The organism is Pseudomonas sp. JUb42 (assembly GCF_024807945.1).
GTDB lineage: Bacteria > Pseudomonadota > Gammaproteobacteria > Pseudomonadales > Pseudomonadaceae > Aquipseudomonas.
In genome coordinates this window covers 1-26,083 of sequence record NZ_JANUFD010000029.1, presented here as the reverse complement: position 1 = coordinate 26,083, position 26,083 = coordinate 1, and the positions used below count along the sequence as shown (strand labels likewise).

The 26,083-nt window shown below is 53.9% G+C and carries 19 protein-coding genes and 2 pseudogenes; 12 read left to right on the top strand and 9 right to left on the bottom strand.

Going from position 1 to position 26,083, the window contains the following annotated elements; translation table 11 throughout:
• Positions 1–238: 238 nt before the first annotated feature.
• Positions 239–505 carry a hypothetical protein gene (locus M2401_RS34020; RefSeq protein WP_409034030.1) on the top strand — a complete coding sequence of 89 codons (267 nt, stop codon included), beginning with the start codon at positions 239–241 and terminating at the stop codon, positions 503–505.
• Positions 506–557: 52 nt separating this feature from the next.
• Here the strand turns inward: M2401_RS34020 and M2401_RS34015 are convergent, their stop codons facing one another.
• The 3 genes from M2401_RS34015 to M2401_RS34005 all read right to left on the bottom strand — a co-directional run bounded on the left by M2401_RS34015 (position 558) and on the right by M2401_RS34005 (position 2,500).
• Entirely contained in the window at positions 558–782 is a 225-nt protein-coding gene (locus M2401_RS34015; RefSeq protein WP_259111393.1) for a DUF6555 family protein, read from the bottom strand.
• Between the two features lie 267 nt (positions 783–1,049).
• Positions 1,050–1,481, bottom strand: a complete 432-nt coding sequence (locus M2401_RS34010) for a low affinity iron permease family protein (RefSeq protein ID WP_259111390.1) — start codon at positions 1,479–1,481, stop codon at positions 1,050–1,052.
• A gap of 119 nt (positions 1,482–1,600) precedes the next feature.
• Positions 1,601–2,500: an SDR family oxidoreductase gene (locus M2401_RS34005; protein ID WP_259111388.1), complete on the bottom strand. Its 900-nt coding sequence runs from the start codon at positions 2,498–2,500 to the stop codon at positions 1,601–1,603.
• A gap of 218 nt (positions 2,501–2,718) precedes the next feature.
• Between M2401_RS34005 and M2401_RS34000 the strand changes: the two genes are divergently transcribed.
• The 5 genes from M2401_RS34000 to M2401_RS33975 all read left to right on the top strand — a co-directional run bounded on the left by M2401_RS34000 (position 2,719) and on the right by M2401_RS33975 (position 9,301).
• Positions 2,719–3,156 carry a CHASE3 domain-containing protein gene (locus M2401_RS34000; RefSeq protein ID WP_259111387.1) on the top strand — a complete coding sequence of 146 codons (438 nt, stop codon included), beginning with the start codon at positions 2,719–2,721 and terminating at the stop codon, positions 3,154–3,156.
• Between the two features lie 67 nt (positions 3,157–3,223).
• Positions 3,224–3,424 carry a transposase gene (locus M2401_RS33995; protein ID WP_259111385.1) on the top strand — a complete coding sequence of 67 codons (201 nt, stop codon included), beginning with the start codon at positions 3,224–3,226 and terminating at the stop codon, positions 3,422–3,424.
• A gap of 467 nt (positions 3,425–3,891) precedes the next feature.
• A complete protein-coding gene (ligD, locus tag M2401_RS33985) occupies positions 3,892–7,347 on the top strand; it encodes a DNA ligase D (protein ID WP_310504174.1) in 3,456 nt (1,151 codons plus the stop codon).
• Position 7,348: 1 nt separating this feature from the next.
• The gene (locus M2401_RS33980; RefSeq protein ID WP_259111383.1) at positions 7,349–7,573 is read left to right on the top strand and encodes a DUF2188 domain-containing protein; all 225 of its coding nucleotides are present in this window, start codon (positions 7,349–7,351) and stop codon (positions 7,571–7,573) included.
• A 414-nt stretch (positions 7,574–7,987) separates the two neighbouring features.
• The gene (locus M2401_RS33975; RefSeq protein WP_259111381.1) at positions 7,988–9,301 is read left to right on the top strand and encodes an SDR family oxidoreductase; all 1,314 of its coding nucleotides are present in this window, start codon (positions 7,988–7,990) and stop codon (positions 9,299–9,301) included.
• A gap of 126 nt (positions 9,302–9,427) precedes the next feature.
• Here M2401_RS33975 and M2401_RS33970 read toward each other — a convergent pair whose 3' ends face one another.
• The 4 genes from M2401_RS33970 to M2401_RS33955 form a co-directional block, all read right to left on the bottom strand.
• On the bottom strand, positions 9,428–10,144 hold the full coding sequence (locus M2401_RS33970; protein ID WP_259111378.1) for a glycosyltransferase family 2 protein: 717 nt from the start codon (positions 10,142–10,144) through the stop codon (positions 9,428–9,430).
• 400 nt (positions 10,145–10,544) lie between these two features.
• The gene (locus M2401_RS33965) at positions 10,545–14,018 is read right to left on the bottom strand and encodes a response regulator (RefSeq protein ID WP_259111376.1); all 3,474 of its coding nucleotides are present in this window, start codon (positions 14,016–14,018) and stop codon (positions 10,545–10,547) included.
• 285 nt (positions 14,019–14,303) lie between these two features.
• On the bottom strand, positions 14,304–14,555 hold the full coding sequence (locus M2401_RS33960) for a hypothetical protein (protein ID WP_259111373.1): 252 nt from the start codon (positions 14,553–14,555) through the stop codon (positions 14,304–14,306).
• A gap of 847 nt (positions 14,556–15,402) precedes the next feature.
• On the bottom strand, positions 15,403–15,543 hold the full coding sequence (locus tag M2401_RS33955) for a hypothetical protein (RefSeq protein WP_259111370.1): 141 nt from the start codon (positions 15,541–15,543) through the stop codon (positions 15,403–15,405).
• A gap of 399 nt (positions 15,544–15,942) precedes the next feature.
• On the opposite strand from M2401_RS33955, the gene M2401_RS33950 reads away from it, so the two are divergent.
• Positions 15,943–16,188 (top strand): hypothetical protein, encoded by a 246-nt coding sequence (locus M2401_RS33950; protein WP_259111367.1) that lies wholly within the window; start codon positions 15,943–15,945, stop codon positions 16,186–16,188.
• Between the two features lie 94 nt (positions 16,189–16,282).
• Positions 16,283–16,471: a hypothetical protein gene (locus M2401_RS33945; RefSeq protein WP_259111364.1), complete on the top strand. Its 189-nt coding sequence runs from the start codon at positions 16,283–16,285 to the stop codon at positions 16,469–16,471.
• 198 nt (positions 16,472–16,669) lie between these two features.
• Here the strand turns inward: M2401_RS33945 and M2401_RS34895 are convergent, their stop codons facing one another.
• Complete coding sequence (locus M2401_RS34895; protein ID WP_409034031.1) at positions 16,670–16,951, bottom strand: hypothetical protein; 282 nt, start codon at positions 16,949–16,951, stop codon at positions 16,670–16,672.
• A gap of 608 nt (positions 16,952–17,559) precedes the next feature.
• Between M2401_RS34895 and M2401_RS33935 the strand changes: the two are divergent.
• Positions 17,560–18,026: pseudogene (locus M2401_RS33935) on the top strand (transposase); the annotation flags it as partial.
• On the opposite strand, the gene M2401_RS33930 reads toward M2401_RS33935, so the two are convergent.
• On the bottom strand, positions 17,971–19,743 hold the full coding sequence (locus M2401_RS33930; protein ID WP_259111361.1) for a GGDEF and EAL domain-containing protein: 1,773 nt from the start codon (positions 19,741–19,743) through the stop codon (positions 17,971–17,973). The pseudogene M2401_RS33935 and the gene M2401_RS33930 overlap by 56 nt on opposite strands.
• Positions 19,744–20,022: 279 nt before the next feature.
• Here M2401_RS33930 and M2401_RS33925 point away from each other — a divergent pair, with 279 nt between their 5' ends.
• The 3 genes and pseudogenes from M2401_RS33925 to M2401_RS33915 all read left to right on the top strand — a co-directional run.
• Positions 20,023–21,942, top strand: coding sequence for an ATP-binding protein (locus M2401_RS33925; RefSeq protein WP_259111359.1), 1,920 nt, complete (start codon positions 20,023–20,025; stop codon positions 21,940–21,942).
• Between the two features lie 959 nt (positions 21,943–22,901).
• Positions 22,902–25,463: a DUF4214 domain-containing protein gene (locus M2401_RS33920; RefSeq protein ID WP_259111356.1), complete on the top strand. Its 2,562-nt coding sequence runs from the start codon at positions 22,902–22,904 to the stop codon at positions 25,461–25,463.
• 82 nt (positions 25,464–25,545) lie between these two features.
• Positions 25,546–25,911: pseudogene (locus tag M2401_RS33915) on the top strand (transposase); the annotation flags it as partial.
• Between the last annotated feature and the right edge of the window lie 172 nt (positions 25,912–26,083).

Sequence of the window (26,083 nt, the reverse complement as noted above, 5' to 3'; positions counted from 1 at the left end):
ACTCGTGAAACATTGTGGCGTGTCCTATGATTGCTTGATCAACAAGAAAATTGGGCATTACCACCTAACCTAGGGTGTCTTTGCCATTCGCTTACTGAGAACCAGCAGATCCCCCAGATAAAACAAAACCACGCCTGGCCAACTAGCGACTCAGAAGCGTTTTTTTGAATTTAATTTAGACCTTGAGATCTCTTTTCCGAGTGCGGCCTGAGCTCATCGCACAACGAATGGAATGAGGATGGGGGATGGAATTTTGATCGATATGGATTGGGTGCAATGGCCTGCGATGCTGGTCACCATCCTTGCGGCCTGGCTGATTGGGTCTCAGCGACGAAGCCGACGGATGACCGGGTTCTGGTGCTTCATCCTCAGCAATATCCTCTGGGTGGTATGGGGAATACCCGCCCACGCCTATGCATTGATCGCCCTCGAAATCTGCTTATGCGGTATGAACCTAAGGGGTTTCAAGAAGACCCTCAACGGGACGAAGCCCGCTGGTGATTGATGTTGTTACCCCAAAGGCTCGCAGATTACTCAGCAGAATCCGCAAGCCCCAGTCAGGCTTTGCTCCACTGGACATTGGCAATGCCGTGCATTTCGGCCTGGGGCTTGCGGAGCTTGTTGATGACGTTTGTCCGATACTTGGGCAATTGAGCAACGCCCGCGTCGATGGCAGCCCAATTCCACGCATCGGCATTACTCATCGTGGGGGCCCGTAGATAGAAGGTCTTGTATGCGCCGTGCAGCAAGTAATCGATCCTGAAGTGTTGATCGTTCGCCATTTTTTTACTCCTTGGCCAGATAAGTCTCTATGCCAAAGATCTCAGGCTTTGGGAAAAATTCAGTTCTTGCGACATTAGAGCCCAATCCTAGGTGAGACGGCGTGTGGTCAATGATGAACCCTGGAGCAGAACTGGCCCTAGATTCAGACAGAATATGCCCCTACGGCGGTGGTGATTTATTCCCACACGCAATCCAAAACCCACCTGCCCGAGATGAACTCGCTGACTACAAATGCTACGTCATTGATTGAGCAACGTGGATGTCTACTATTTGTTCCTATCCCGCACAGTGGTGTTAGCCGCTGACGGCTGCTCGGTGGTCGGAGTTTCAAATTGGGCTTCATCCACCTCACCACAATCACCCATGGCCTGATACTTTTTGCGCAACAGTCTCAACTCGCTCTGGTCAAGCTTATCCAAGTTAATCAGAGCATTCTGCGCCTCAGTGGTCACCCGCAAAAGCTCGTTGATTTTGATGTGCAATTCGTCAGTGTCCCGGTTCTGAGTGTTTTGCACGAGGAACACCATCAAGAAGGTGATGATGGTTGTTGAGGTGTTAATCAGAAGCTGCCACGTATCGTTGTAGTGAAAAAATGGCCCCGTCGCAGCCCACAGTGCAATAAGAAAAATGGCAGTTAAAAAGGTTCGTGGACTACCTGCCCACCTCGACAGCGTGTGAGCAAAATTGGAAAATGTCATGGCAGGCGCTCTGTTCAAGTTGGTATAAAAATGGACAGCAGCGCCGTCATGAAATCTCTAGCTACATTATGAAATTTTCTTCACTCAAGATGATGAGATCCGATCTGGCCGTTCATCCCCTATGGCAACGGGTTGCCACCGGTCACACCAAATACCTCGCCAGTGATGTAGCTGGACTCCTGGTTGGCGAGCAGCACATAAATCGGCGCGCACTCTGCGGGCTGACCTGGGCGCCCCATCGGTACCTCTGAACCAAAATCCGGAATGTTTTCCTGAGGCTGGCCGCCGCTCGGTTGCAACGGCGTCCAGAACGGCCCAGGCGCCACTGCGTTTACCCGGATGCCCTTACTGATGACCTGCTTGGCCAAGGCCTTGGTGAAGGCAACGATGGCCGATTTGGTCGGTGCATAATCAAGCAACATTGCTGAAGGCTGATAAGCCTGAATCGAGGCCGTATTGATAATGGTTGCCCCAGGCTTCAGATGCGGCAGCGCTGCCTTGCAAAGCCAGAACAAGGCATAAACGTTGGTCTTGAAGGTCGCGTCGAACTGCTCAGTGGTGATATCAGCAATATTTTGCTGGGCCGTTTGTTTGCCGGCAACATTGACCAGGACATCCAAGCCCCCCAGGCCTTCGACCGCTTTGCTGATTAACTCTTTGCAAAAGGCTTCGCTGGTGATATCGCCAGGAATGCATACCGCTTTGCGTCCTTCAGCTTCGATCAGCATGACCACTTCTTTAGCATCAGCCTCCTCGGAAGGCAGATAGTTGAGTGCCACATCCGCGCCTTCCCTCGCATAGGCAATGGCGGCGGCCCGGCCTATACCAGAGTCGGCCCCAGTGATGAGCGCCTTACGACCCTGCATGCGGCCAAAGCCTTTGTAGCTGGTCTCGCCATGGTCAGCAGCGGGCTGCAAGTCATGCACAGTTCCTGGCGGGTTCTGTGGCTGTTTCGGAAATTTTGGCTGCGGATATTGAGTGAGGGGATTTTGCATCGAGTATTGATTTTCAATCGCCATGATTAGTGCTCCTGCTCAAGATTGAAAGTACGCGACACATCTGCGCGCGATGAAGTCTTAACTGGGAGGCTACGAAGCACAGGAACGTTCAGTCTTTTTCATCCCCAATTGAACTAGCAGCCCTCTAGTGCAGGCTCTGATGATGAAAAATCCATCACCCTGCCCGTTCCTGTTTTGTATAAGATTGCGCAAATTTTGAAACCGCTCGGGAAGCAGAAATGAGTCTCTCAACCGCTGTCGATGAGAAAAGCTTTCGAAAAATCTTAAAGCGTAACATCACCTTTCCTGTCGTCACGGGAATCTTCAGCGCTGTCCTGTTCGTCGCACTTATTTCCTATCTGCTGGACGAAATCTCTTGGGTCGAACACTCGGACAAGGTGATTAATACTGCCCATGAAACGCAGAAGCTTGCCGTGGACATGGAAAGTGGCTTACATGGTTATCTACTAAGCGCTGATGAGCGTTACCTGGATGTCTATGACCTGGCCCGAACCCGAGTGCCGGCGGGTTTAAAGACACTTGGCGCCCTCGCCGCTGACAATACCAGCCAACTTGACCGCCTTCAGCGCATCGGCGCATTGCAGGAAGAATGGGCACAACGAGCGGTGCGCATTATTGAGATCCGTCACTCGGGGGGCGCCTACGAGGACGTCTGAACTGGCCTAATGAATTCGGACACATCAATAGGGCGCTATGATGGCGCCCAAATCTGAGGTGTGTTTGATGATGCGAAAGTCCTGTTCCAACGAGTTCAAGCTCAAAGCTGCAAGCATGGTGCTGGATGAGGATCAGCCAATCCTGGATGTGTGCGCCAGTCTGGATATTGGCCCTACGGCATTACGTCGATGGGTCGAGCAGTTGGGAGAGAAACGTGGTGGATCGATATTGACCGGAACCAAGGCGATAACTGCGGAGCAGAAATAAATCCAGGAACTGAAAGCGCTGCTCAGGCAAAAAGATCAGGATATCGAAATCCTAAAAAAGGCCAGTACTATCCTATTTTTGGACTCCAAAGATCATTTCCGTTGATCAGGGAGCTAGGCGAACAATATGGCATCGCAGATTGTTGTCGCGTCTTCGAGGTCAGCCGTAGTGGCTATTACGCCTGGCGCCCGCGACAAGGCAGAACCACCCCGAGCGCGACGCGCTCAAGTTGGCGCTGATCAATTATCACAAGTCGTCACGAGGCTCGGCGGGTTCGCGAACCCTCTCTGAAGACTTGCAAGGCGCTGGCCATTAGGTTGGACGCCACATGGCTCGCAGTTTTCCAAGGCACAAAAACGCGCATTACGATGGTTTTGACAAACACTCTGGAAATCACAAAGAAACGGCGAACTCCTGAGATACCAAAGCCTCAGAACAAAAGGCTTTGAAATCTAAGGAATGGGGTGATGCAGAACCTGAAGATCGCCACCTTTAACGTCAACGGTATCGGAACAAGGCTTCCAAACCTTTTGCAGTGGCTCGAACGCGAAGAGCCAGACATCGTCTGCCTGCAAGAGCTGAAAGCCCAGGACAAAGCTTTTCCAGCCCGCGACCTTGAAGCTGCCGGCTATGGTTGTCTGCACCATGGGCAGGCCTCGTGGAACGGCGTGGCGATCCTGGCACGGGACTCTGAGCCGCTGTTGATTCACAAAGGTTTACCAGGTGAGGAACAAGATATCCAATCCCGATATCTCGAAGCCGCTGCGCATGGAGTGGTGGTTGCGTGTCTTTACCTGCCAAATGGCAATCCTCAGCCGGGGCCAAAATTCGACTACAAGCTTAGATGGTTCGAGCATTTGATCGAACACGCGGCGTCATTGCAGGCCAGCGAACATCCCGTCGTCCTCGCAGGGGACTTTAACGTTGTCCCCACCGACCTGGACATTTACAACACCCGCTCATGGCTCAAGGACGCGCTACTCCAACCCGAAAGCCGTGACTGCTATCAGCGCTTGCTCGCCCAGGGCTGGCTCGATTCGATACGTCATCTACATCCAGAGGAACAGATCTACACCTTCTGGGATTACTTCAGGCAACACTGGCAGAAGAACTCTGGCCTTCGTATCGATCACCTGTTGTTGAACCCTGTGCTGGCACCGCATCTGCACGATGCCGGGGTCGACAGTTGGGTACGTGGCGAGGAGCATGCGAGTGATCATGCTCCCGCCTGGATTCAGCTCGTGAGCGAAAGGAAAAAATCCGCTAAGGTTTCCAAGACCAGCGCAAAGGCTTTAGCGAAATCACCACCGAAGTCCGTTGAGCCACTGGGGGAGTACAACCGAAAACGTGATTTCAATGCGACTCCAGAGCCGTCTGGAAAAACGAGCAAACGCGCGAACAAGCAAAACTCAACTTCCTCTGGTGCTTTGCAATTTTGCATTCAAAAACATGACGCCACCCGTCTCCATTATGATTTTCGCCTTGAACTCGATGGAACACTGAAAAGCTGGGCGATACCCAAAGGCCCCTCTCTAGATCCCAAAACAAAACGTCTCGCCGTTCATGTTGAAGATCACCCCATTGATTATGCGACCTTTGAGGGGAGCATTCCGGAAGGCCATTATGGTGCCGGCGATGTCATCGTCTGGGATCGCGGCATTTGGAAACCCTTGACCGATCCTGTCGAGGCATACGCCAAGGGTCGACTCAAATTCGAGTTACAGGGTGAGAAGCTCAGCGGCCTTTGGAACCTGGTCAGAACTCATATCCCGGGCAAGCAGGAACAGTGGTTTCTGATCAAGCACCAGGACAACTCAGCGCGCTCCGAAATCGAATACAGCATCGTCAAGGAAATGCCCGGCAGCGTGATCAGTGACAGAGCAATCGTTGCGAAGAAACCTAAAGGAAAAGCAGCGACGCCTAAACCTTTAGATAAGGTGCCCGCCCCGGCTAAGAAAGCACGCAGTGCTATGCTCATCGGCGCCCAGGCATGGGAGCTACCGGACATTATCAAACCGGAATTGGCAACGCTGGTCGAGTCGGCTCCCGAAGGCGAATGGCGCTACGAGATCAAATTCGATGGCTATCGGGTCATGGCGCGTGTCGATAACGGTTCAGTGAAGCTCTTCACCCGCAATGGCCACGACTGGACGCACAAACTGCCTCGTCAGGCTGAGGCCGTTGCCAGCCTGGCGCTCGAATCAGCTTGGCTGGATGGAGAAATGGTGGTCGCCAACGACGAGGGTGTGCCGGATTTCCAGGCACTGCAGAATGCTTTCGAGGCCGACAGCAGCGGGAATATCGTTTACTACCTCTTCGACATGCCATACCTCAACGGCATGGATCTTCGGGAGGTCGCACTTGAACAGCGGCGCGCTGCGTTGTCGGCGGTTCTTGAACGTAGTGAAGACGACATCCTGCGGTTCTCCGAAGACTTCGGCGAGACGCCTGATGCTCTTCTTAATAGTGCGTGCCAGATGCAAATGGAAGGCCTGATCGGCAAACGCGCGGGTAGTCCTTACGTCTCAAGGCGTAGCGAAGATTGGATCAAGCTCAAATGCAAACGACGGCAAGAGTTCGTCATTATTGGATACACCGATCCGAAAGGCGCTCGCAGCAAGTTCGGCGCCTTACTCCTCGGATTACACGACGGCGACAGCGGGGAGCTGCGTTATGCCGGGAAAGTCGGGACTGGATTCAATGAGGCAACGCTCAGTACGATCTACCAGCAACTGACTCCATTGAAAACGAAAAAACCCTCAGTGAAAAATCCTCCTACCGGCTTTGAAGCGAAGGGCGTTCATTGGCTCAAACCAGAGTTCCTGGCAGAAGTCGCCTTTGCGGAGATCACCAAAGAAGGGTCAGTCAGACACGCTGTCTTTCAGGGGTTACGCACTGATAAACCAGCACAAGCCATCACAGAAGAGCGGCCCGCACCTTCAACGAAAGACGAATCCACATCCAGAGTAAAAACCTCCAGGTCGAACACCTCGGCTACTACGAAAAATACTGCCACTCCGACCTCGGGCAAGATCCGCTTAACCCACCCAGACCGGGTAATCGATCCCACTAGCGGCGCAACCAAACGAGACTTGGCCGACTATTACATCAGCATCGCGGACTGGATTCTGCCGCAGTTGAGTCACCGGCCCGTCGCCCTCGTCAGAGCGCCTGACGGGATCGGCGGTGAGTTGTTCTTTCAAAAGAACGCCGAGCGACTTTCCATTCCTGGCATCGAAACCATTGGCAAGGAGCAGACCGGGCATCCCGTTATGTTGATCGATAACCTCGAAGCGCTAGTGGGCGCAGTGCAAATGAGCGCCATCGAGTTGCATTCATGGAACGCCATATCCAAAGATCTACAGCGTCCCGACCGTTTTATTCTCGACCTCGATCCCGACCCCGCATTGCCATGGAAAAGTATGGTGGAGGCAACTCAACTCACCCTGACGGTGCTCGACGAACTAGGGCTTAAATCATTTTTAAAAACCAGCGGCGGTAAGGGTATTCATCTGGTCGTTCCGCTGACACCCAAAGCCGACTGGGAGACGGTGAAAGACTTCAGCCACGCCATCGTCAAACGTATCGCCAAGCTGCTGCCAGATCGCTTCTCAGCGGTCTCAGGGCCTAAGAATCGCATCGGTCGTATCTTTATTGACTACCTGCGCAACGGTCTGGGCGCCACCACCATCAGTGCTTATTCCGTGCGCACACGAGAAGGATTGCCGGTTTCCGCTCCAATCTTCCGTGACGAGCTTGCCGAGATCAAAGGGGCAAACCTCTGGAACATTCGTAATCTTCAACAACGGCTAGACGAGGTCGGCGATGAGCCGTGGGCCGACCTGTCGAATACCCGTCAAACCATCACTGCTGAAATGCGCAGGCGTATCGGCCTCAAACCCACAATTACCCAGGAGAAATGAGATGGATAACTACCACATCACCAAAACCGATCTCGGTTGGGCCCTGACCAAACAGGGCGCGACCAAGGCATCAAAATCGGCACCGACTAAAGCTGAGATCGTAGCGCTCGCAAGCGCATTTCTCGCCGACAAAACAGCTTCGCTGAAGATCCACAAGGAGGACGGGACTATTCAAGAGGAGCGCACCTATCCACGCAGCGCAGATCCCGCGCAGACCGTCGGATAACAGCTTCAGATGCGGCATGCCCACCTTCGGAAGGAACGACTTTATGAAGTTATCTGACGCATATGAGGTGGTGGAGGCTCTCTCCACAAACGAAGTCAATTCCAAGCTGCAGGAGGGCTGGAAACTCCTGACAGTCGTAGTAACTGCCCGACCTAATGGACAGCTTCACCCGTGCTACATACTTGGGAAATTAAAGGAGCAGGAGCAGTAAGGGTGCAGGAATCGAGCGTGGCCAGTCACCCCATTACCCTGATCTATCTACGGATGGCTACGCGGCATGGATCTCTGACAAACATGCCAGTGGTGTCACGACTGAGGCTCCTGCCCCCTTAGACCACCCGCTGAGTCATCCCGATTGAACATTTCTCGCAAATTGTTTCTCTACGGCTTACCCAGCCATCGGAGGCAGTTATCGTGATCGATTCCAAGACAGGTATGAAACCAGGCGAACGCTATTCCATAGATCGCCTTGGAGATACGAACCGCTTCACTGGCTTTTTCCTCGACGGAAAATACTATCTCGCCCCAGAGTTATTAACCGCCGTCGGGTGGCTGGAGGATCAGCGGTTCATCTACGACGACTTGGACGCATTAGGGGAGCCAGTGTTTCCCGACCGATTTGTCGGCACGATTGAAAATCTCACGTTGACCCTGGCGGGCGGGCAATCTCTTAAACTCGCCAGTGAGGAAGTACATGCTGTTGCCGATACAGACGCCCGACTTGAAGTTACCCCAGCCCTCCCTGGTGAATTGGAAACGGGGCCTCTGAGAGGCAAACTCGTCGTCATCACTGGCGCATCGAGTGGTATAGGACGTGCCACGGCTAAAGCATTCGCATGTAAAGGCGCTCGTATAGTCTTGGCAGCACGTGATGAAGAAGCCCTTTACGAAGTCCTTGATGAATGCACGGATTGCGGCACAGAAGCCATGGCCGTCCCCACAGATGTAACAATCAGCGAACAAGTGAGGAATCTCGCAGAACGTGCTGCCGAGTTCGGAAACGGCCAGATCGATATCTGGATCAACAATGCAGGCGTAGGCGCCGTAGGGAGCTTCGAGGCCACCCCGCTGGATGCTCACGAACAGGTCATTCAGACGGATTTGCTTGGGTATATCAGAGGTGCGTTCTTCGCATTGCCCTACTTCAAAGCTCAGCAACGCGGAACGCTCATAAACACCCTGTCCTTGGTCAGTTGGGTGACGCAGCCCTACGCCGCAGCTTACTCCGCAAGCAAGTTTGGTTTACGTGGGTTTACCGAAGCCTTACGAGGGGAACTGACCGAATTTCCCAATATCCAGGTTTGCGATATCTATCCAAGTGTCATGGACACTCCTGGCTTTCGAGACGGTGGCAACTACACCGGTCACGCTCTCAAACCTCCATCGCCCATCTATGATCCTCACTTGGTCGCAAAGGCCATCGTAGAGTGTGCGATAACACCGCGCGCGACCACTACTGTCGGAGGCGCTGCACGTGTCGCCCGGGTATCACATTTCCTTGTGCCAGGGCTGACCCAACTTATGGGCTGGCTCACCCGCCGGGCTATAAGCCATAGCCCTGCATCAGCGATATCCTCTGGCAATTTGTTCGAACCACCCTGTGACCGAGGTAGCGTGGAAGGAGGGTGGCGAGAAAGAAAGATCAACACTCCGGCACTGCTGACAGTGGCCTCTAGCCTGTTGATTGCCGGGTGTGCCTACGCGATCTTGCGTAGCGGCAAAAAGTAGATCTGTGCTACTGAGCGCGCGCTCGTCGCTGCTGATTGACTGTCAAGAAAAAGGCAACCGGTAGGCCAAAGCGCCATACCGGTTTCCCTTTTTATAGCATTATTTCAACCCATCGCCCTTTACCTGTCACGGCTCAAGGATCGGAGAATCAATGTGGCCGTTAGTCGTGACGACATCCTGCGTCACACACAATGAAATGGCCAGATTCGACAAATACTCACCGAACCCTTCCCGGCATTTGAAATCGTCTCTAGCGCTCGTCACTACCGGATTACTCGCTGTCCAGGCAATACGCGCGCCCGTGCTTTCCAGGTCGGTCACCAACTGAACATCCTCGTGACTTGCAAGCGGTTGAAATCCGCCTGCGCGTCGGTAAGCCTGCGCACTTACGCCCAGATTTGCGCCGTGTACGTGACGATGGCCCTCGCTGAATTGGTACAGGCCCATGTAATGATCACGAACTCTATCGCCGTATCGGTGCCAGCTGTCGACCTCAACAATTCCACAAACAGCATCGGCGTTGAAATCAAGCTGCCGCGCCAACCAGTCTTCGGGAACGCGAGTATCTGCATCAGTAAATGCCAGCCATTTCACCCCAAGCGTCAGTAATGACTCTGCGCCGGCGGCCCGCGCCTTACCCACGTTGTTAAAGCTCGCCTTAAGAATTGATGCGCCATGAGCCAGAGCAATTTCCTCGGTTCCATCATCGCAATTATCAAGCACAACCAGCACCATAGGTGGTTTCGCGTCGAAGCTGCGGTGCCTTGCAGCAGCCATTACAGAGAGAAGACACTGCCCGATATATTTTTCTTCGTTATGCGCTGGAATCACGACACCGATCATCTCTTTCCCCTTCCAGTGGCTTGCATGGTCAAGCAATCGACCTCTTATGGAAGGCAAAGGTTTAAATTAAATGAATGCCAAAAACTCGCTGAACAGATCATTACGTGGCCGGGTTGAAATGATCTGTCCGCTAAACAGTAACTGGAAGTGCGTTGAGACTTGGGGATAGCAGCGAATTCCCCGCGCTGAAAATTTACAGCGTCTAGAAGAGCCAGGGTTAGAAGTATATTTCGCTTTGACAGGCAAGCTCACGCCTATGATCGAGGCACCGATTTCCAAGGTCGGGGGCGAGGTGTTCCTGAACATGATTTTTTTACGATCAGAAGTCAGAGTCTATATTCAGACTGGGGCGATTCAGTCAGTAGGCATTGACGATGACCGCCCCCGAATTTAAAAACAATCAGATTTTTGGCATCCACACCCGAATTAGGGAGAACAATCGCTCAAGCTCAATAGGTTTCGCGAGGTAATCGTTGGCACCGGCCGCCAGGCAACGATCCTGATCGTCTTTCATTGCTTTGGCAGTTACGGCAATGATCGGCAGCTTGCGCCAGGTCGGGTTTTGCCGAATTCGCCGGGTAGCTTCAAAGCCATCCATCTCCGGCATCATGATGTCCATTAGCACAAGATCGATGTGCTCTGTCCGCTCAAGTCGTTCAATGGCTTCAACGCCATTACGAGCTACCACAATGAAAGCCCCTTTATGCTCCAGCGCACTGGTCAACGCGAAGATATTTCGAACATCGTCGTCCACCACCAATATTGTGCGGCCCTCGAATGCCCTATCGCGGTTACGTGCAACCATCAGCATCTTTTGGCGCTCACTGGAGAGTGTTTTTTCCACCTTGTGCAGGAACAAAGTCACTTCATCTAGAAGTCGTTCGGGAGAGCGTGCCCCCTTGATGATAATCGTATGGGAATAGCGGCGTAACTCTGCTTCCTCTTCCCGGGTAAGAGATCGTCCGGTGTAGACAATTACCGGCGGCGTAGATGGCAAAACCTCCATTGACATGCATTTGAGCAAATCGTTGCCCGTCATATCTGGTAGGGCCAGGTCGATGATCATGCAATCAAATGACTCGCTGCGTAAGAGGACCAGGGCATTTTCCCCTGACTCCACCGCGCTTATTTCGACATCATCATCACTGATCAATCTGACTACGCTCTCGCGCTGACGGGCGTCGTCTTCAACGAGAAGAACGCGCTTGACCTTCTGGACGAGTTTCGACTCCAACTTAGCAAAAACCTCTTGAAGTTCAGCCAATGTTGCTGGCTTAACTGCATAACCCATAGCTCCAAGCTGCATTGCAGTCTCCTGACGCTCTTCAACGGATATCACGTGAACCGGAATATGTCGGGTGGCTGAGTTTTCCTTCAGGTGTTGCAGCACAGTGAGGCCAGAATGATCCGGTAAACGCATATCCAGAAGGACGGCATCTGGACTAAATCTTGAAGCAAGTTCCACACCTTCGTCTGCGCTTTGTGCCACAAGGCACTGATACCCTTGGTCGTGAGCAAGATCATATAGAACCTGGGCAAATCGCACGTCATCCTCGACAACCAAAATCACGCGCCTGTCGAATGGCGCGTGTTGACGATCGTCCGCAAAGGTTGAAATCGAAGCAAGCGAAGCACGGGTGTCAAAATCCGGTGACGGTGGCGAAGTCGGCGCTACAAAAACGGCTGGTACGACCATCGCCGGTAGAATTTCGCCATCGAACCGTTCTGGGATCGTCAACGTGAAAACGCTTCCATTGCCTAGAGCGCTGGTCACTGTGATCGTCCCTCCCAACAGCTCGGCTAACTGGCGGGAGATCGACAATCCCAGTCCAGTGCCGCCATAACGTCGGTTGATTGAACCGTCTCCTTGATGAAACGCTTCGAAAATACGCTCGATCTGATCCGCTGCAATGCCAATACCGGTATCGGATATGGCGAACGCGAGCCCGCCACCTGGCTGAGACGAAACCTGCATCTCCACACGACCGCTCTCGGTGAACTTGATCGCGTTGGCCAACAAGTTTTTCAGTATCTGCTCCAAACGCTGCTGATCCGTGTAGATGAGTGAGACAACCCCTTCTTGCAAATCAATGGACAGATCAAGCCTATTTTGGGCTGCGAGTGGCTGAAATGTATTTTGCAGACTCTCGACCAATCGCGCGGTGCTAAATTCGCTGGGGAACAAATCGAATCTCCCCGCTTCTACCTTCGCGATATCAAGAATGTCGTTGATCAAATGCAATAAGTCATTACCCGCGGAGTAAATCGACTCGGCGAACTTGACCTGCTCCGGCGTCAGATTTTCACTAGCGTTGTCAGCCAGGAGTTTGGAGAGGATCAAGGAGCTATTGAGCGGCGTGCGCAGCTCGTGTGACATGTTCGCCAGGAAATCGGATTTGTACCTGCTTGCACGCTGTAGCTCTTGCGCCCTGGCTTCGAGCGCTGATTGAGCCAGCTGAAGCTCCTCGTTTTTCCTATCAAAGCTGTCGCGCTGGCGGACCAGCTCCTGCCCCTGAATGCTTAATTGATCATTTGTCTGCTCAAGCTCAACCTGCTGAAGCTCTAGACTAGCTTGAGACTCCATGAGTACGTGAGACTGCTGTTCCAGTTCCTCATTGGAGGCACGTAGCTCTTCTTGTTGCACCTGAAGCTCTTCATTCAGCTGCTGTGTCTCTTCCAGAATTTCATGAATTCGCTGTCGGTACCGGGCAGACTCAACCGCGACCCCAACATCATGCATCACCAGCTTCAGCAGCTCCGCATCTTTGGACTCCAACACTCTCAGGAAACCCAGCTCGATGACCCCGTTGACTCCTTCATCATTGGCTACAGGCGCGATAAGTACGCTTTTGGGCCGCCCATCGCCCAAACCAGAGTTCACTTTTAAGTAACCCGTTGGAAGGTCATCCAGTATCACGATGTGGTTTTGCTCAGCGGCTTTTCCGACCAAGCCCTCACCTAGTTCAAATGCCTGATCCATTGAGGCTTGCTCACGCGAAAATCCAAAGTTCGCCACGCGAACAAAATCGCCGTGCGGCTGACGGACATAAACTGCAGCGACCACAGCGCCTAAGTATTCGGCGAAAAACTCCAGAACATTTTTCCCAACCGAATCAACTGATAGGTCTCCTAGCACGCGCTGGGCAAGCTGGGTCTGTCCTTCTTTGAGCCAACCGTCGTGCTCCAGTCTAGCTTTGCTTTGATTTTGGGCATCCACGATAGCAGTATACGAGGTGGAGAGTTGTGTGAGTTCTCTTCGACCAAGGTACGCAAGAATAAGGTTTGCGGCCAAGGTGAATAAAACGAACGCGCTGATTGTAACGAACGTGGTGCGACGCACTGATTCAGTCCGCAGGATCCTAAGTCCCTGCTCCATAGCAATCAGGTCGCTGAACTCAGAACGCATCTCATCACCGAGCAGCTTGCCTTTGCCCATTCGCAAGATACTTTCGACATCGCCGTTGTTGCGTCGTATATCGATGATGCGTTGAGCTCGATCTGCCCAAGCCGCTTGTAACGCACCAATGCGCTGCAGCCGATCAACCTGCGAAATGTTGTCCGACACCAGCGTCTGGAGCACCTTGATATTTTCAGGAACACGGACTCGGGCAATCTCATAGGTCTCGAGGTAACGGTCGTCACCGCTAAGAAGATAGCCTCGGACACCACTTTCCATATCCACGGCGAGTTTTTGCGTTTCATGGGCATTATTGATCACACGATCTGTATGCTCGACCCAGTCGATCTGATCCAGAAGATAAGCAATCAAGGAAACGAACAGCAAAACACCGACAAGACCCAGCGCCACAGGCGCAGCGACATTGCGTCGCAAAATCTTACTGAAATTTCGCGCGTCAACAGCTCCAGTCGGCATGTCAAAAATCCTGCTATGGGAAAGGTGCAAAGCTTATCTGATTATTTGTCGTCACACCGCTCTGCTTACAGAGAGCTGTCCAGACCGATACTTTACCAATTAATCCGGTAGCAATGTTCCTTTGGCATACCGTACGTCATCACTGGCTGACTTGATTTCGGCGGTGTCAATCATCGTCACGGAATGTTCATTCCATTGTGACTTCGTGGACGCGAAATTAAGCCTCCTTCTAATGCGGCGGCCCAGCTCGATGACTGGCCTCTAGATTAGCTGTGTGGTATTTCCCTATCGTTTTTCCAGATCCGCAGCTACCCAGCATTTCGCACCGTTATGCTCATCACCACCTTCCGCGATGAAGATGTGACCCGTTTCGTCTATTGCGAGGGCCCCTGGGCTCTCGCTACTCGCATCTCGCAATGAATCTTTCCAACCGTAGACCTTGCCTTGCCAGATCAGCACAACTCCGCCACGGTGATGCTGGTTAGCATTTCGCCACTTCCTGGCAGTTGCACGGAGCGTTTCGCTGAGATCGGTCATGGCTGTCTTCCATTGTTAGTACAACTGCTGATGGAATGGGTGGCTTTTCACCCTAAATGGCAGCAGCCGTTATGTCTATGGGCGCTATAGCCGAACTCATGAAGAAGCGTTACGCGCCACGCTCGAGGGCGGCGCCGAGCGGTAAGTGTTGATCAGTCAACACAACGATAAATGGGTGTTGGCCTTGCGCCTGAGCGGGGCCGGCAGTCGCTGGCTGCCGGCGAACTCGCGAAGTTAGATACTGCCCACCTGCACAAGCCTGACCGCTGTCATTTTGCCGAGTCGACAGGGATCAGTGCTTGTCCGGTCGAGGTCTAGTGTTTGCTGGATGCCCGCTCGATCTTTATGGCGACCCTCGGCCAAGAGCAAGCTCACGATTTCGCACACTTTACTCACAGTCTTGCGCAGAGAGATGGTTTCAGGAGCTGGCTCAGATGACAGACCTGTAACTTGCGAGCGAATACTGGCGCGGGATGGCCTTCATGACGCTGACATTTTGCGTGCACGCTATTGAATAAATGGTTTAGGGTGGCCGTCTCTGTAAAAGTGCACAGCCGGAATCTTTAGTCGTCACGCGCTGACCGGGGTTACGGTGTAGCGCTTGGCGCCCCCGATCCGCCCCCAGGCCCAAAGCAACAATACCCGCCATTTGGCGAGACCATCAACGCGTGATACAGGCGCCCAGATCTTGACGGCGATCGGATGGAAGCGGGACGGACCGGGTTGGCCTGCTGGATCAGTTCGTCCGCCCGATCAGCGTCTTGATGCAGCCGGTTAGTCATGATCAGAGCGGGCATGGTTGCGCGGAAGGTAAAGGTCTCCATCGTCGGCAAGGTGGCGTACGACGTTATGAAGATCTGCACCGTAGCATCACCAGCGCGGTGTAGGTCTCGTCGTCCCTGTCATCCACCGCCATCAAAGCCTCCGTATTGATCAGGCCGACCATCACGTTCATGGTGCTGATGGCCTCATCGTAGGGCGTGGGCACGTCACTGCCTAAGGGCCGAGAGCGACCGCTGCAGTTCTTAGACGTTCGCCCGGACAGAGACATCGATGGGATTAGATATCAACGATCGCTCCATGGAGACGGATTAAACATCGAACCCTTCAGATTGCTTTACCAGCCAGGGCCAAAGCCTCACTCCAAAAAACTGGCAATTTGTGTCCTAGTGCTTTCAGCTGGCTTACAGCGTCTCGATCAGATCGGGAGTAGGAGCGTCATTGACAGCTATCGTCGAAACCAGTGGCGGCGTTTCGATAGTGGCCTGGCCCGCGTCAGCTGCTGTGGAGCCCTCCCGCGTCAGCTCGGACATCCATCTGGTGCGATCACTGGAGATACGTCTATTCTTACAAATGGCATATCAGTTTCAGTAAGCAGGTGACCAAAATGCTCGTCGGCCTACCGAATGAGGACACCATTGTAGATCGTGTCAAAAAGCTCGAACGTCAATGGGAAGACTTACGACTCATGCGTGAGCGCGCAGACGTATCACCTGAAGAGGTGTTGGACGCGCTTTCGATATTAGCGGCAACAGCAGCCGAGCTAAATGCATTAACCACCCAGATAGCTAACTCGTCTGAGATTGCAGCGATTAAAGAACAGCGCATAGGTTTTCGCCTAGTGAAAAAATAGTGGTCATGAGCGATGAGCCGACGAGTAACCCTTGCAATGATGGCCCTGTGCCTGCAGGATGCGGTTAACGCTCCTGTCCAAGGTGGGTATGACTATGACGAACTTAAAAAGTCTAGGGATTGGACCATCAACAGAAGTGCCAATCGTGGCAGCCACTCTCACGGCTATTCAAACCAAACTCGAGCGTCTTGCGGACATGCAGGTTGACGAATGGAGCCTTGCTGACTTGCTTGACTACTCTCAGCTGATGATTTACCAGGAGCTACTGACAGCCCTGGCTTAAGCCTAAGCTTTGCTCCTTAATTTGGTCAATTGCTCTGACTGCGCAGGATCTGGGCATCGACTTGATCGGGGCAGGTGTCGAGTAGGTTGACGCCTTCAGGGGTTTCTGTTCGCTGTCCTTAATGCGGTTAGATAGGTCATCCTGATAGTCAGCATTGCGCTTGGCTTCGGTTCGCAGGTTGGTAATCGTGGCATGACTCTAGGCATGGGCGGTGATCGCATCCTGCTTGGCCTGGGTCTCAATGCTGACTTGAAGCTGCAACGCAAAGACGCGGCACTGCTGCAGCGCTATGAGCGGGCCTATCACGATCAGAGCTACCCTGCCAGCGCAATGGATCGGAGCTGGTTCATAACGTGTTCGCCTTACGTTACTCACGGGTTTGCGAATGGCCGTGACGCCAAGGCACCCGATGATGCCGACAGCGGCAATGGACAGGTTCCCGGGCCAGACCTTCCGCTCGTTTACACTGCTGGCTGACAGCGAGAACCCGCTGCAGATCAGTGCCTCGAAGGCGATGCGGCAACGACTGGGCCTTTTGCGTCGTAGAGGACGTGCAACGGAAGCGGCCAGGCATCACAACTTAACTTGCGAAAATACGGGCGGACCATCACGGCCCGCGCAGTCCCTGAACAACCGGTTCGATTAAACGCATCAGCCCTTTGGCCGGGGGGACAACCAAATCGCTGACACTAGTCTTCTTTGTATAAAATCTCATGCACAGATGACGGGTCAAATCATTCAGAAGCCATCGGCCTGCCTTGCCTAAAGAGCGATTTTGCATGTGCGCTGCGTAGATCGTAAGTGTGTCTGGTGTGCGCTGAAGTTCGGCGGTTAGCTCAAGCGGTAGGAGGCGACCTGAAACCAGATGATGCGCAATTAGATGCTCAGGCATTCGGCACCAACCGAATCCTGAACCTCCTAGGTATTACCCGACGTCACTTTTATTGCGGCCGGCGGCGCGAAAGCTGTAGATCTCGGAGAAATAAGCTTGCACAGTTTTCTAGATACTTTTGACCATTGAACTAGCCCCATGAAAGACGGGACACCGCTCCCCTCTTAAGATAAGAGATAGGCAAACGGGTATGTTAATGACTAACAGGAACGACAAGGGTGGCGAGCTGCTCGGCCAACAACGCCGACGCCGCTGGAGTATACCCACCAGAAGCTGGCCATGGTTCGCGAGAGCCTTGAGCCCGGGCAAAGCGCGTCCGTGACACCCGTCGCAACGGCATATATGCCAACCAGCTGTTCCTGTGGCGCAAGCTTTACTAGGACGGAAGCTTGTCCGCGGTCAGCGCTGGCGGGCCGTGGTACCGGCGTCGGAACTGAGCGATGCGCTCAAGCAGATCCGAGAGTTGCAGCGGATGCTGGGCAAGAAAAGGATGGAGGCCAAAGTCCTCAAAGAGGCAGTGGTGATCGTCTGGTCGCAAAAATGGATTGCGCACTCACCCTTCTTGCCGGGGGACCTCCTCCAGTATCGTACGCCCAGAGCGGATACGTCAGCGAGGCCGCCCAGATAACCAGGCACCCTCGTCAAACCAGGCGAGAAGGGCGACCGGGGATAATGGCTTGGCAAAGTAATAACCTTGGCCCTGCTGACAGCCCCAACCTCGCAGCAGGTGGTAGTGCAGCTCCGTTTCAACCCCTTCCGCCACAACGTTCAGGCAAAGATTCCGCACCAAGCTGATTAGGCCTCGGATAATGTGCCATTCGCTGTTACCCGGCTGTAGATCAGCCAGCAGTGAACGATCGAGCTTGACGCTGGTTGCCGGAATCTGGCGCAGGTAGGCCCAGTTACTGTAACCGCTGCCAAAGTCATCAATCCCTATGGCAACGCCGATATCGCGAAAGCGTTGCAGCTGAACCCGCACGGCCTGGAAGTCGGTTACCAGAACGCTTTCGGTAAATTCGAGCTCAATGAGTCGTGGTGCCACCTTAAAGGCTTGCAGGGCATCGACCAACTGATCGAACAGATGCCCGTCAGTCAGATCCAGTGCCGAGATGTTTAAGGATATGGTCATTTCCAAGCCCTGAGCGCGCCAGTCTGATAGCTGCTCACAGACGCGCCGTACTACCCAGCTGGTGATGTGGCGAATAGAAGCTGTGGTTTCGGCCAGTGGGATGAATTCAGCGGGGCTGATTTCACCTAGCTTGGGATGCGACCACCGCAGCAGTGCCTCAACTGCGACGCACCGGTTGCTGGCAAGATCGACACGAGGTTGGTAAACCAGCCTGAATTGATCAACGGTGACAAGTGCCGCTTCGATGTCATTGAGCAATGCGGTGCTGCGACGCAGGCTAGAATCGATCGCGGGATCGTAATCGAGCCAACGCTGCTCGCTTCGGCGCGCAGCATCAGTGATGCTGGACATCAGGCGCAGGATATCAGTTGTCTGGCAGGGCTCGTGCTCAAGCGGCAGTACGCAGATCCCTACATCGGAGAAAAAGGGTACATCCACACAGTACAAAGGCTTTTCGAACGCATGCACGATGCTGTCGAGCAGGCAGGACAGCGACAATGGCCGGTGGTTGAGCAGTGCGACAAAGCCTAGGGTACCGGAGCGGTATAAACGCGTACCTTCGGGTAGCAACTTCAAGAGCAGCTCTTTGACCGCCAGCATGAAGTTGGTGAAAAACTCGCTGCCAAGCGACTTCGCCAAACTGTCCATCCCCGACGCGGAGAGCGGCTCTACAAGGATAGCGACCCTCTCATCCTGATCAAGTGCCCGCAGAATGTCTGCTTCAAAGCGCTGCCGGTTGGGTAATCCAGTCATAGGGTCGATGTAATGCGAGCGATGCATCGATTCCAACCGCGCCACCACGACCTGGGCCGCGTTGCGCAGAAGGGTTCGCCCTTGCTCGTCCATCGGCGCGTGAGCTTTATGGTCAATCACGCAGAGCCTGCCCAGGTTGCGCCCCGAGTTGATCGTCAACGGAGCACCTGCGTAATACCGGATGAACGGAGCGCCTATCACCAGGGGGTTGCTCAAAAAACGCGGATCAGCGACAGGGTCGCACACTTCCAACACCCCCCCTTCGTCGAGGCTATGGACGCAGAAGGACATTTCTCGCGACGTCCGTTCAAACTCCATGCCCACACGGGCTTTGAAAACCTGGTAGTCGCGCTCGATGATGCTGACCAGCGAAGTAGGCACCTCAAAATAGCTGGAGACCATCGCTACTATGCTGTTGAGCACAGGGTCCGAGCCGCTTTTGAAGTCCGAGGTTAAACGGTCTACGTCGACCAGCCGAGCGCGTTCTTCTTCGGGCAATGAGTTACTCGTGGTCATGTCGGCTACTATTGAGTGATAAGTCGGCTGTGAACACCATGGTTAGGTGTTAACTCTAGGCCTTGAGCTTATCACGGCGCCAAAGTCGCACAATTATGGTTAGCCATTACGCTGTTAGTCAGAAACTATAGGTCCTGGTTGTGAATCACTTAAAGCTGATGGCCTTGGTGCCGATAAATATCTGCGGTGGCGAACCGTCGCCGTATCGACTGCCGACAATTCGGACATCAGTTCTCCGACTAGGCACCGACGGAGCAACATTTGATAAGCATTCTCTCTCGCACTCTTGAGGTGGTACGCCGATTGGCGCGCAACCAGCCAAGCCCTCTGGTTAGCTACACGGGCACCGTTATGGTGATTGCGCTTTGTGCCGCCGTGCGCGCTCAGCTTTCATTCACGGCATTGCCGTACCTATTTTTCATACCGGGACTGATGTTCATCGGTTTCTTTTTCGGCGTTGGCCCGTCGGTCCTGGGCTGCGTGCTAGCAGTGCTCACCGCACACTATTTCTTCATTGGCGAGATCGGCTTCAATGATGGCTTTACCGCCTGGGCGAATAGCGCGAGTTTCGCCCTTGTGACTTTCGGCATGGCGGTTATTTGCGCTTTGCTCCGAAGAACCTTGAGCGCCCTCTACGCGGTCAACGATCGTCTGGAGTATGAGATCGAGCGTCGTACACTGGAGCGAGATGGTATCTGGAATGTATCCCCTGACCTAATCTGCACGCTGTCCGAGGGAGGGGACGTCGTGGCGATGAATCCGGCCTGGCAAACCGAAACCGGGCTCTCAGATCTAGAACTCAAGGGCGGTGCATTTTTCTGCTTCATCTCCCCTTCACAACTGTCGGATGCCCTACGCACCTTGGGCAGAGGGGATATCGCAGAGCTCGATACCCTAGGTTCTCGCGCCAATGGCAAACCGCTGCACCTGAACTGGCGAATAGCACGTCGAGAGGGGCTGTACTTCGCGGTCGCGCGGGACGTTACTCTATACAAGGAACGTCAAGAAGCGCTAGAGCAAGTGAGCTCGCAGTTGCAGCAGAGCCAGAAGATGGAAGCGGTGGGCCAGCTAACAGGTGGGTTGGCCCATGACTTCAATAACCTGCTGACCGTGATCACTGGCAGCTTGGACATGCTCGACCGACGTATCGACCAGGGCAAGCAAGAGGATCTGCCACTATATGTCGGGCTCGCACGAAATGCTTCTGCCCGAGCAGCCTCTCTGACGCACCGGCTGCTGGCCTACGCCCGACGTCAGCCTCTGGCGAGCTCAGTAGTCAACCTGGCGTTGCTAGCTCAAGAGATGAGGGAGCTCATAAGCAGGAGCCTCACGCCGCGGATCGAACTGGAGCTAATGGTGCCAGAAGAAACCTTGCTTTGCTTATGCGACGCCCATCAATTGGAAAACGCGATACTGAACCTGTGCATCAATGGACGCGACGCTATGCCTAATGGAGGTCGGCTAAGGGTCGAAATTAGCCAGACCCGTGTTGATACTGCGGAGGGCGCTAAAGCGCTGAACGCAGGGCAATACGCACTTTTCCGGGTATTTGACACCGGGACGGGTATGCCGCAGAGCGTGCTTGAGCGCGCTTTCGACCCATTTTTCACCACCAAACCCTTAGGCTCTGGAACCGGCCTGGGCCTCTCGATGGTCTATGGCTTTGCCCAGCAATCATCGGGTGATGCCCGGATCGAATCAGTTATGGGGAAAGGCACTACGGTGAGCCTTTTCCTGCCATTGTACCGCAGCGAGGCCGCAACTGTTGATGTCAGCGTACCCAGCAGTATGGAACACGATTTCCAGGCAGGTAACGCCAGAATAATCGTGGTCGACGACGAGGTTGCTATTCGTGACCTTATGGGTGAGGCGCTGGAAGAAGTCGGCTATCAGGTCATCAAGGCTGGAACCGCGGCACAAGCTCTGCGGGAGGTGGAAGCACAAGCAGAGACAGCGTTACTGATCACGGACATCGGTCTGCCAGGCAATATGAGTGGCGATGAATTAGCGGTGATCGCGCTCGACAAATGCCCGACGCTCAAAATTCTTTTCATTTCCGGCTTCTTGGAAAATGCTGTCCCGGCGATCACACTAAAAAGCGGCCAGACCGAACTCCTGCTGAAGCCCTTTACCCTACAAGAGCTTAAAGCAATTGTGCAGCGCCTAATATCTCAACGATGAGCAGGCTCGACACTTCAGGAACACGCCACGCAATTCGCCCGTTCATGCCTTGCCGCCCGCGAAGCCAATGACTGCATCTTTTAAAAGTTAGCTAACTACCGCTATAGCCATAGTAATAGTCACTACCTCGATTGTTCGACCCCGCAACTCCCTAGGCATGCGTGGCTTGGTGCACCCTGATTCGCGCTGTAGATGAGGTGCCCTTTAGTTTTCACGATCGGCATTGGTACTCCCTGCTCGATCTCAGGGCGCGAAAAGCCCCCTCTCCTACTGGCTAAGCCCTCGCACTGGCGGGCTTGGTGGTGTAGCGATTTTCCTACGTCATGTAAAGGTTGCAACGATCTGGAGGTCTGGGTATGTTCACCTCGATGCGCGAAGGATTTCAGGTTGCGGCTCGTAACAACCGATTCAGGGTTTCGCCTCAACTACTCCTTTCACGGCGTTACATCCTTGAGGGTGAAAGCCGCGGTCCCAACCGGAGCTTTTTTGTGTCCGCTGTCACGGGAATTTCCATGGACCAACCATTTTTAGGTGACGGGTGCTGCGGATTCGTTTAGTGTCGTTATACGAAATGGTAGGAAAGAATTTGCTCCGGATGGGCTGTAGTTAAGGCATAGATTTCTTCACCCTGTTCCCCTTGTGAATCGGGACCCAGCCTTCATCCTCAACTATCTCAAGCGATGCTCAATGAAAAAACTCGGTAGTTACCGTTTTTTGAAGCATCCAATCCAGAGCAGGTGCAAGCCTGTCCAGCTGTATATGGCAGATAGCAACAGCTGAGGTCTCTGCGCGAAGAAAATTTCTACCAATCAATTGACGCCACACATCGACAGTTTTCAAAACACATTGAAATTCCCAAAAAATCGTATTAATAATTTCTCACACGTTTATAGGATATGTTTCTAAAGATATCAATCGCGTGTGAAATCCTCAATTCAAAACAGCAAAGGATGTGCAATATGGCTGCTGGTGATTACACCAATCTGGTTGAAAAAATCTACGTCGGTTTTTTTGGTCGGCCTGCCGACCCGACAGGCCTGGCGTATTACACGGATCTGTTGAACAAGGCGAACGCTCCTACCACCTCGGCCGGCCTTTTGAGTGTTGTTAGTAGCAACACGGCAGTGGCGGCCGTCTTTCGAAGCTTCGGCGATAGTAATGAAGCCAAAGCCGTGTACACCGGTTACACCACCAGCAACCTGGTCAATACCATTTATAATTATGTCCTAGGTCGCAATGCCGAAACCGGCGGCCTGACTTATTGGACCGCCAAGGTCGACAGCGGCCAGATCAATGCCGCGCAACTGGCTTTCATGGTCTTGCAAGCCGCTGAAAGCGATACCAATGGCGATGCGCTGACCGTAGCCTCCAAAGTTGCAGTTGCAACTGCCTACACAGCCTCCTTGGACCTTCCTAGCGAAATTAGCGCATACGTCGGCATCAACGCCGCTGCAAGCGGCCGCGCCCTCCTAAATGGGGTCTATGCTGGTAATACCGCAGCGCAGTTCCAGTCGAAGATCGATGCCAATATCCTTGCCCTTACCGGTTCCACTCCGACCACGCCTACCGGACCAAGTACGCCGACCGCACAAACCTTTACACTGACCGCAAGCGTTGACACCTTCACGGGCGGCATCACCAACGACAGTTTCAACGCCGACAACACTACGTTTTCGGCCGCTGACACCCTCAATGGCGGCGCGGGTACCGATACGTTCAACTACACCGAAACCGGTACTGTGGGGGGAACCCTGCCAGCCGCTCCGGTGAGCAATATCGAGATCATTAACATCCGCAACATAAGCCCGGTCCTGGGAACTCTCGATACGGTTGATGCAAGCAACTTCACTGGTGCCACTACTTTCAACTCCGACCACTCCACCAGTCCGGTAGAGTTCGACAATCTGAGCACAAGTCAGCAAGTCGGCGTAATCGGTAATTCGGCCATCGTTAGTGGCGCCGTGACTGCCAAATGGAGTGCCGGGGTAACTACATCGACCGTGAACTTCTCCGGCGGCACCTTGGGCACGGCAGGTTTAACCCTCAATGGCGGCGCGCTCTCGGCAGTTACCCTGACCAGTACCGGCAGCGCCAACGGAACGGGCACGATCAATATGTCCAGCGGTACATTGACCGATCTGACCATCAATGCCGATACCAATTTCAACACCAGCGGCATCACCGGCTTTAAGTCCGCCGTGACCACCAACACCGTTACCGTTGCGGGCGCAGCGTCCAGTGTCAGCCTCGGCAGCCTGGCCAACACCATCGGCGTAATCGACGGTTCAGCCCTGACCATCGGCGGTATAACCGCCACTCTCGGCACCAATACTGGCATCAAGTTCATTGGTGGTGGTGGCAATGATGTCATTACATCCAATGGCGTGGCGTTGGCCTTGGGGGCATCGGTGGATGCGGGTGGAGGAACTGACCGTCTTGTGCTCACTGGTGCAGTTGCTGGCTCGGCATCTGCCGCGCTGTACAAGAACTTCGAAGAGCTTAAACTGAACAATGTGACTCAAGACGTCTCGCTGTTCACCGGTTCGAGCATCAATAAGCTGATCCTTGATGGCGGCGCTGTGGTGCAACATGCGTCGGCTGCCCAGGCGGCGAACATTCAGATCATGAGCTCGGGCACTTACAACATTGGCGTTGACGGTTCGACCACGGTGAACCTCACGGTCGATGACGGCCTGGCGAGCAATAACGTTATTCTGTTGGGCAGCCCGTTACTCACCAGTATCGATACCCTGAAGATCACTGCCAACGACACTACCAGCATTACCGGCCTGACATCGGCGCTATCACTGAACAACGTCACGCTGACCGGATCGTCGGTCATCGGCTTCGTATCCGGAGCAGCCAACTTCACATCGACCACTTTGGTGGTGGACGCAACAACGGCGACCAATACCGTTGGTATCGACTTCCAAAACGCACAAAGTACGGGAAGCGGTGTAACAATCAAAGCTGGTAGCGCCAGCAGCATTTTGATTGGCTCGCAGCAAGGCGATACCATCATCGGCGGATCGGGCAATGATTTTCTGGCCACAGGCCATGCAGTCGTAAACCAGGCACTGGCGATTACCAGTATCAGCACTGCGGTCACCACAGGGGTCGACATCCTGACCGGCGGCGCGGGTAATGACTCGTTCATCATCAGCCATAGCACGGTCGCCAACGCGAGCGCCATCACCGACCTCAACCTCGGTGGCAACGGCTCAGGCGGTGTAGACTCCTTGTGGTTTAACGGCACCGGCCCTACCACTATTGTGGCCTTGAGTAGTGCCCAACAGACTACGGTATCCGGGGCTGGCTCCCTGAGTGCGGCGGTTGATGCCGTGCTGGCGGTCGCTTCCGCCACTAATAACGTGGTCCAGTTCAGCTATGGCGCTGATACTTACATCGTGGTCAATGGTGCAGGCACAGCGACGTACACCTCAACGCAAGACACCTTGATTAAAGTCACCGGCGTTGTCGGCACGTTGGATGCGTCCGATATCCACTTCATGGCATCCTAATCGCCGCAGCAGAAAATATACCGGAGCAGAGTAACCTACTCCGGTGTATTACCGCTTAAACGGCAGTGCGACCACTGAAAAACTGTCTAAATGGATGTTGGCCCAACGCGAACTTGTGCCCGACGGCTAGGCCACGGTCAAGGCCTTGGATTACAGCCTTAAACGCTGGGTGGCGCTGACGCGCTACCTGGCAGATGGTGCTGTGCCCATCGACAACAACCAGATCGAGAACTTGATCCGGCCGTGGGCGCTTGGGCGGTCTAACTGGTTGTTTGCGGGATCGCTGCGCAGCGGCAAGCGGGCGGCCGCGATCATGAGCCTGATCCAGTCAGCGCGCCTCAACGGGCATGATCCGTATGCTTATCTCAAGGATGTACTGACGCGGCTGCCGACGCAGTGGGCCAGCGAGATGGAGCGACTGCTGCCGCATCAGTGGACGCCTGCCTAATCTGCGCAAGGTGTGTTCGCTGGCCGCTTACGTTGAACGAGCCCCATGAAAGACAGGACACCGTTTCCCCCTTACGACATTCAGCCTCGCTTCTGCGGGATAAGCCTTAAACCCATGCGACCGCTGACAACATCGCTTTTCAAGCAAGCACACACATCATTCTCAAAGACAG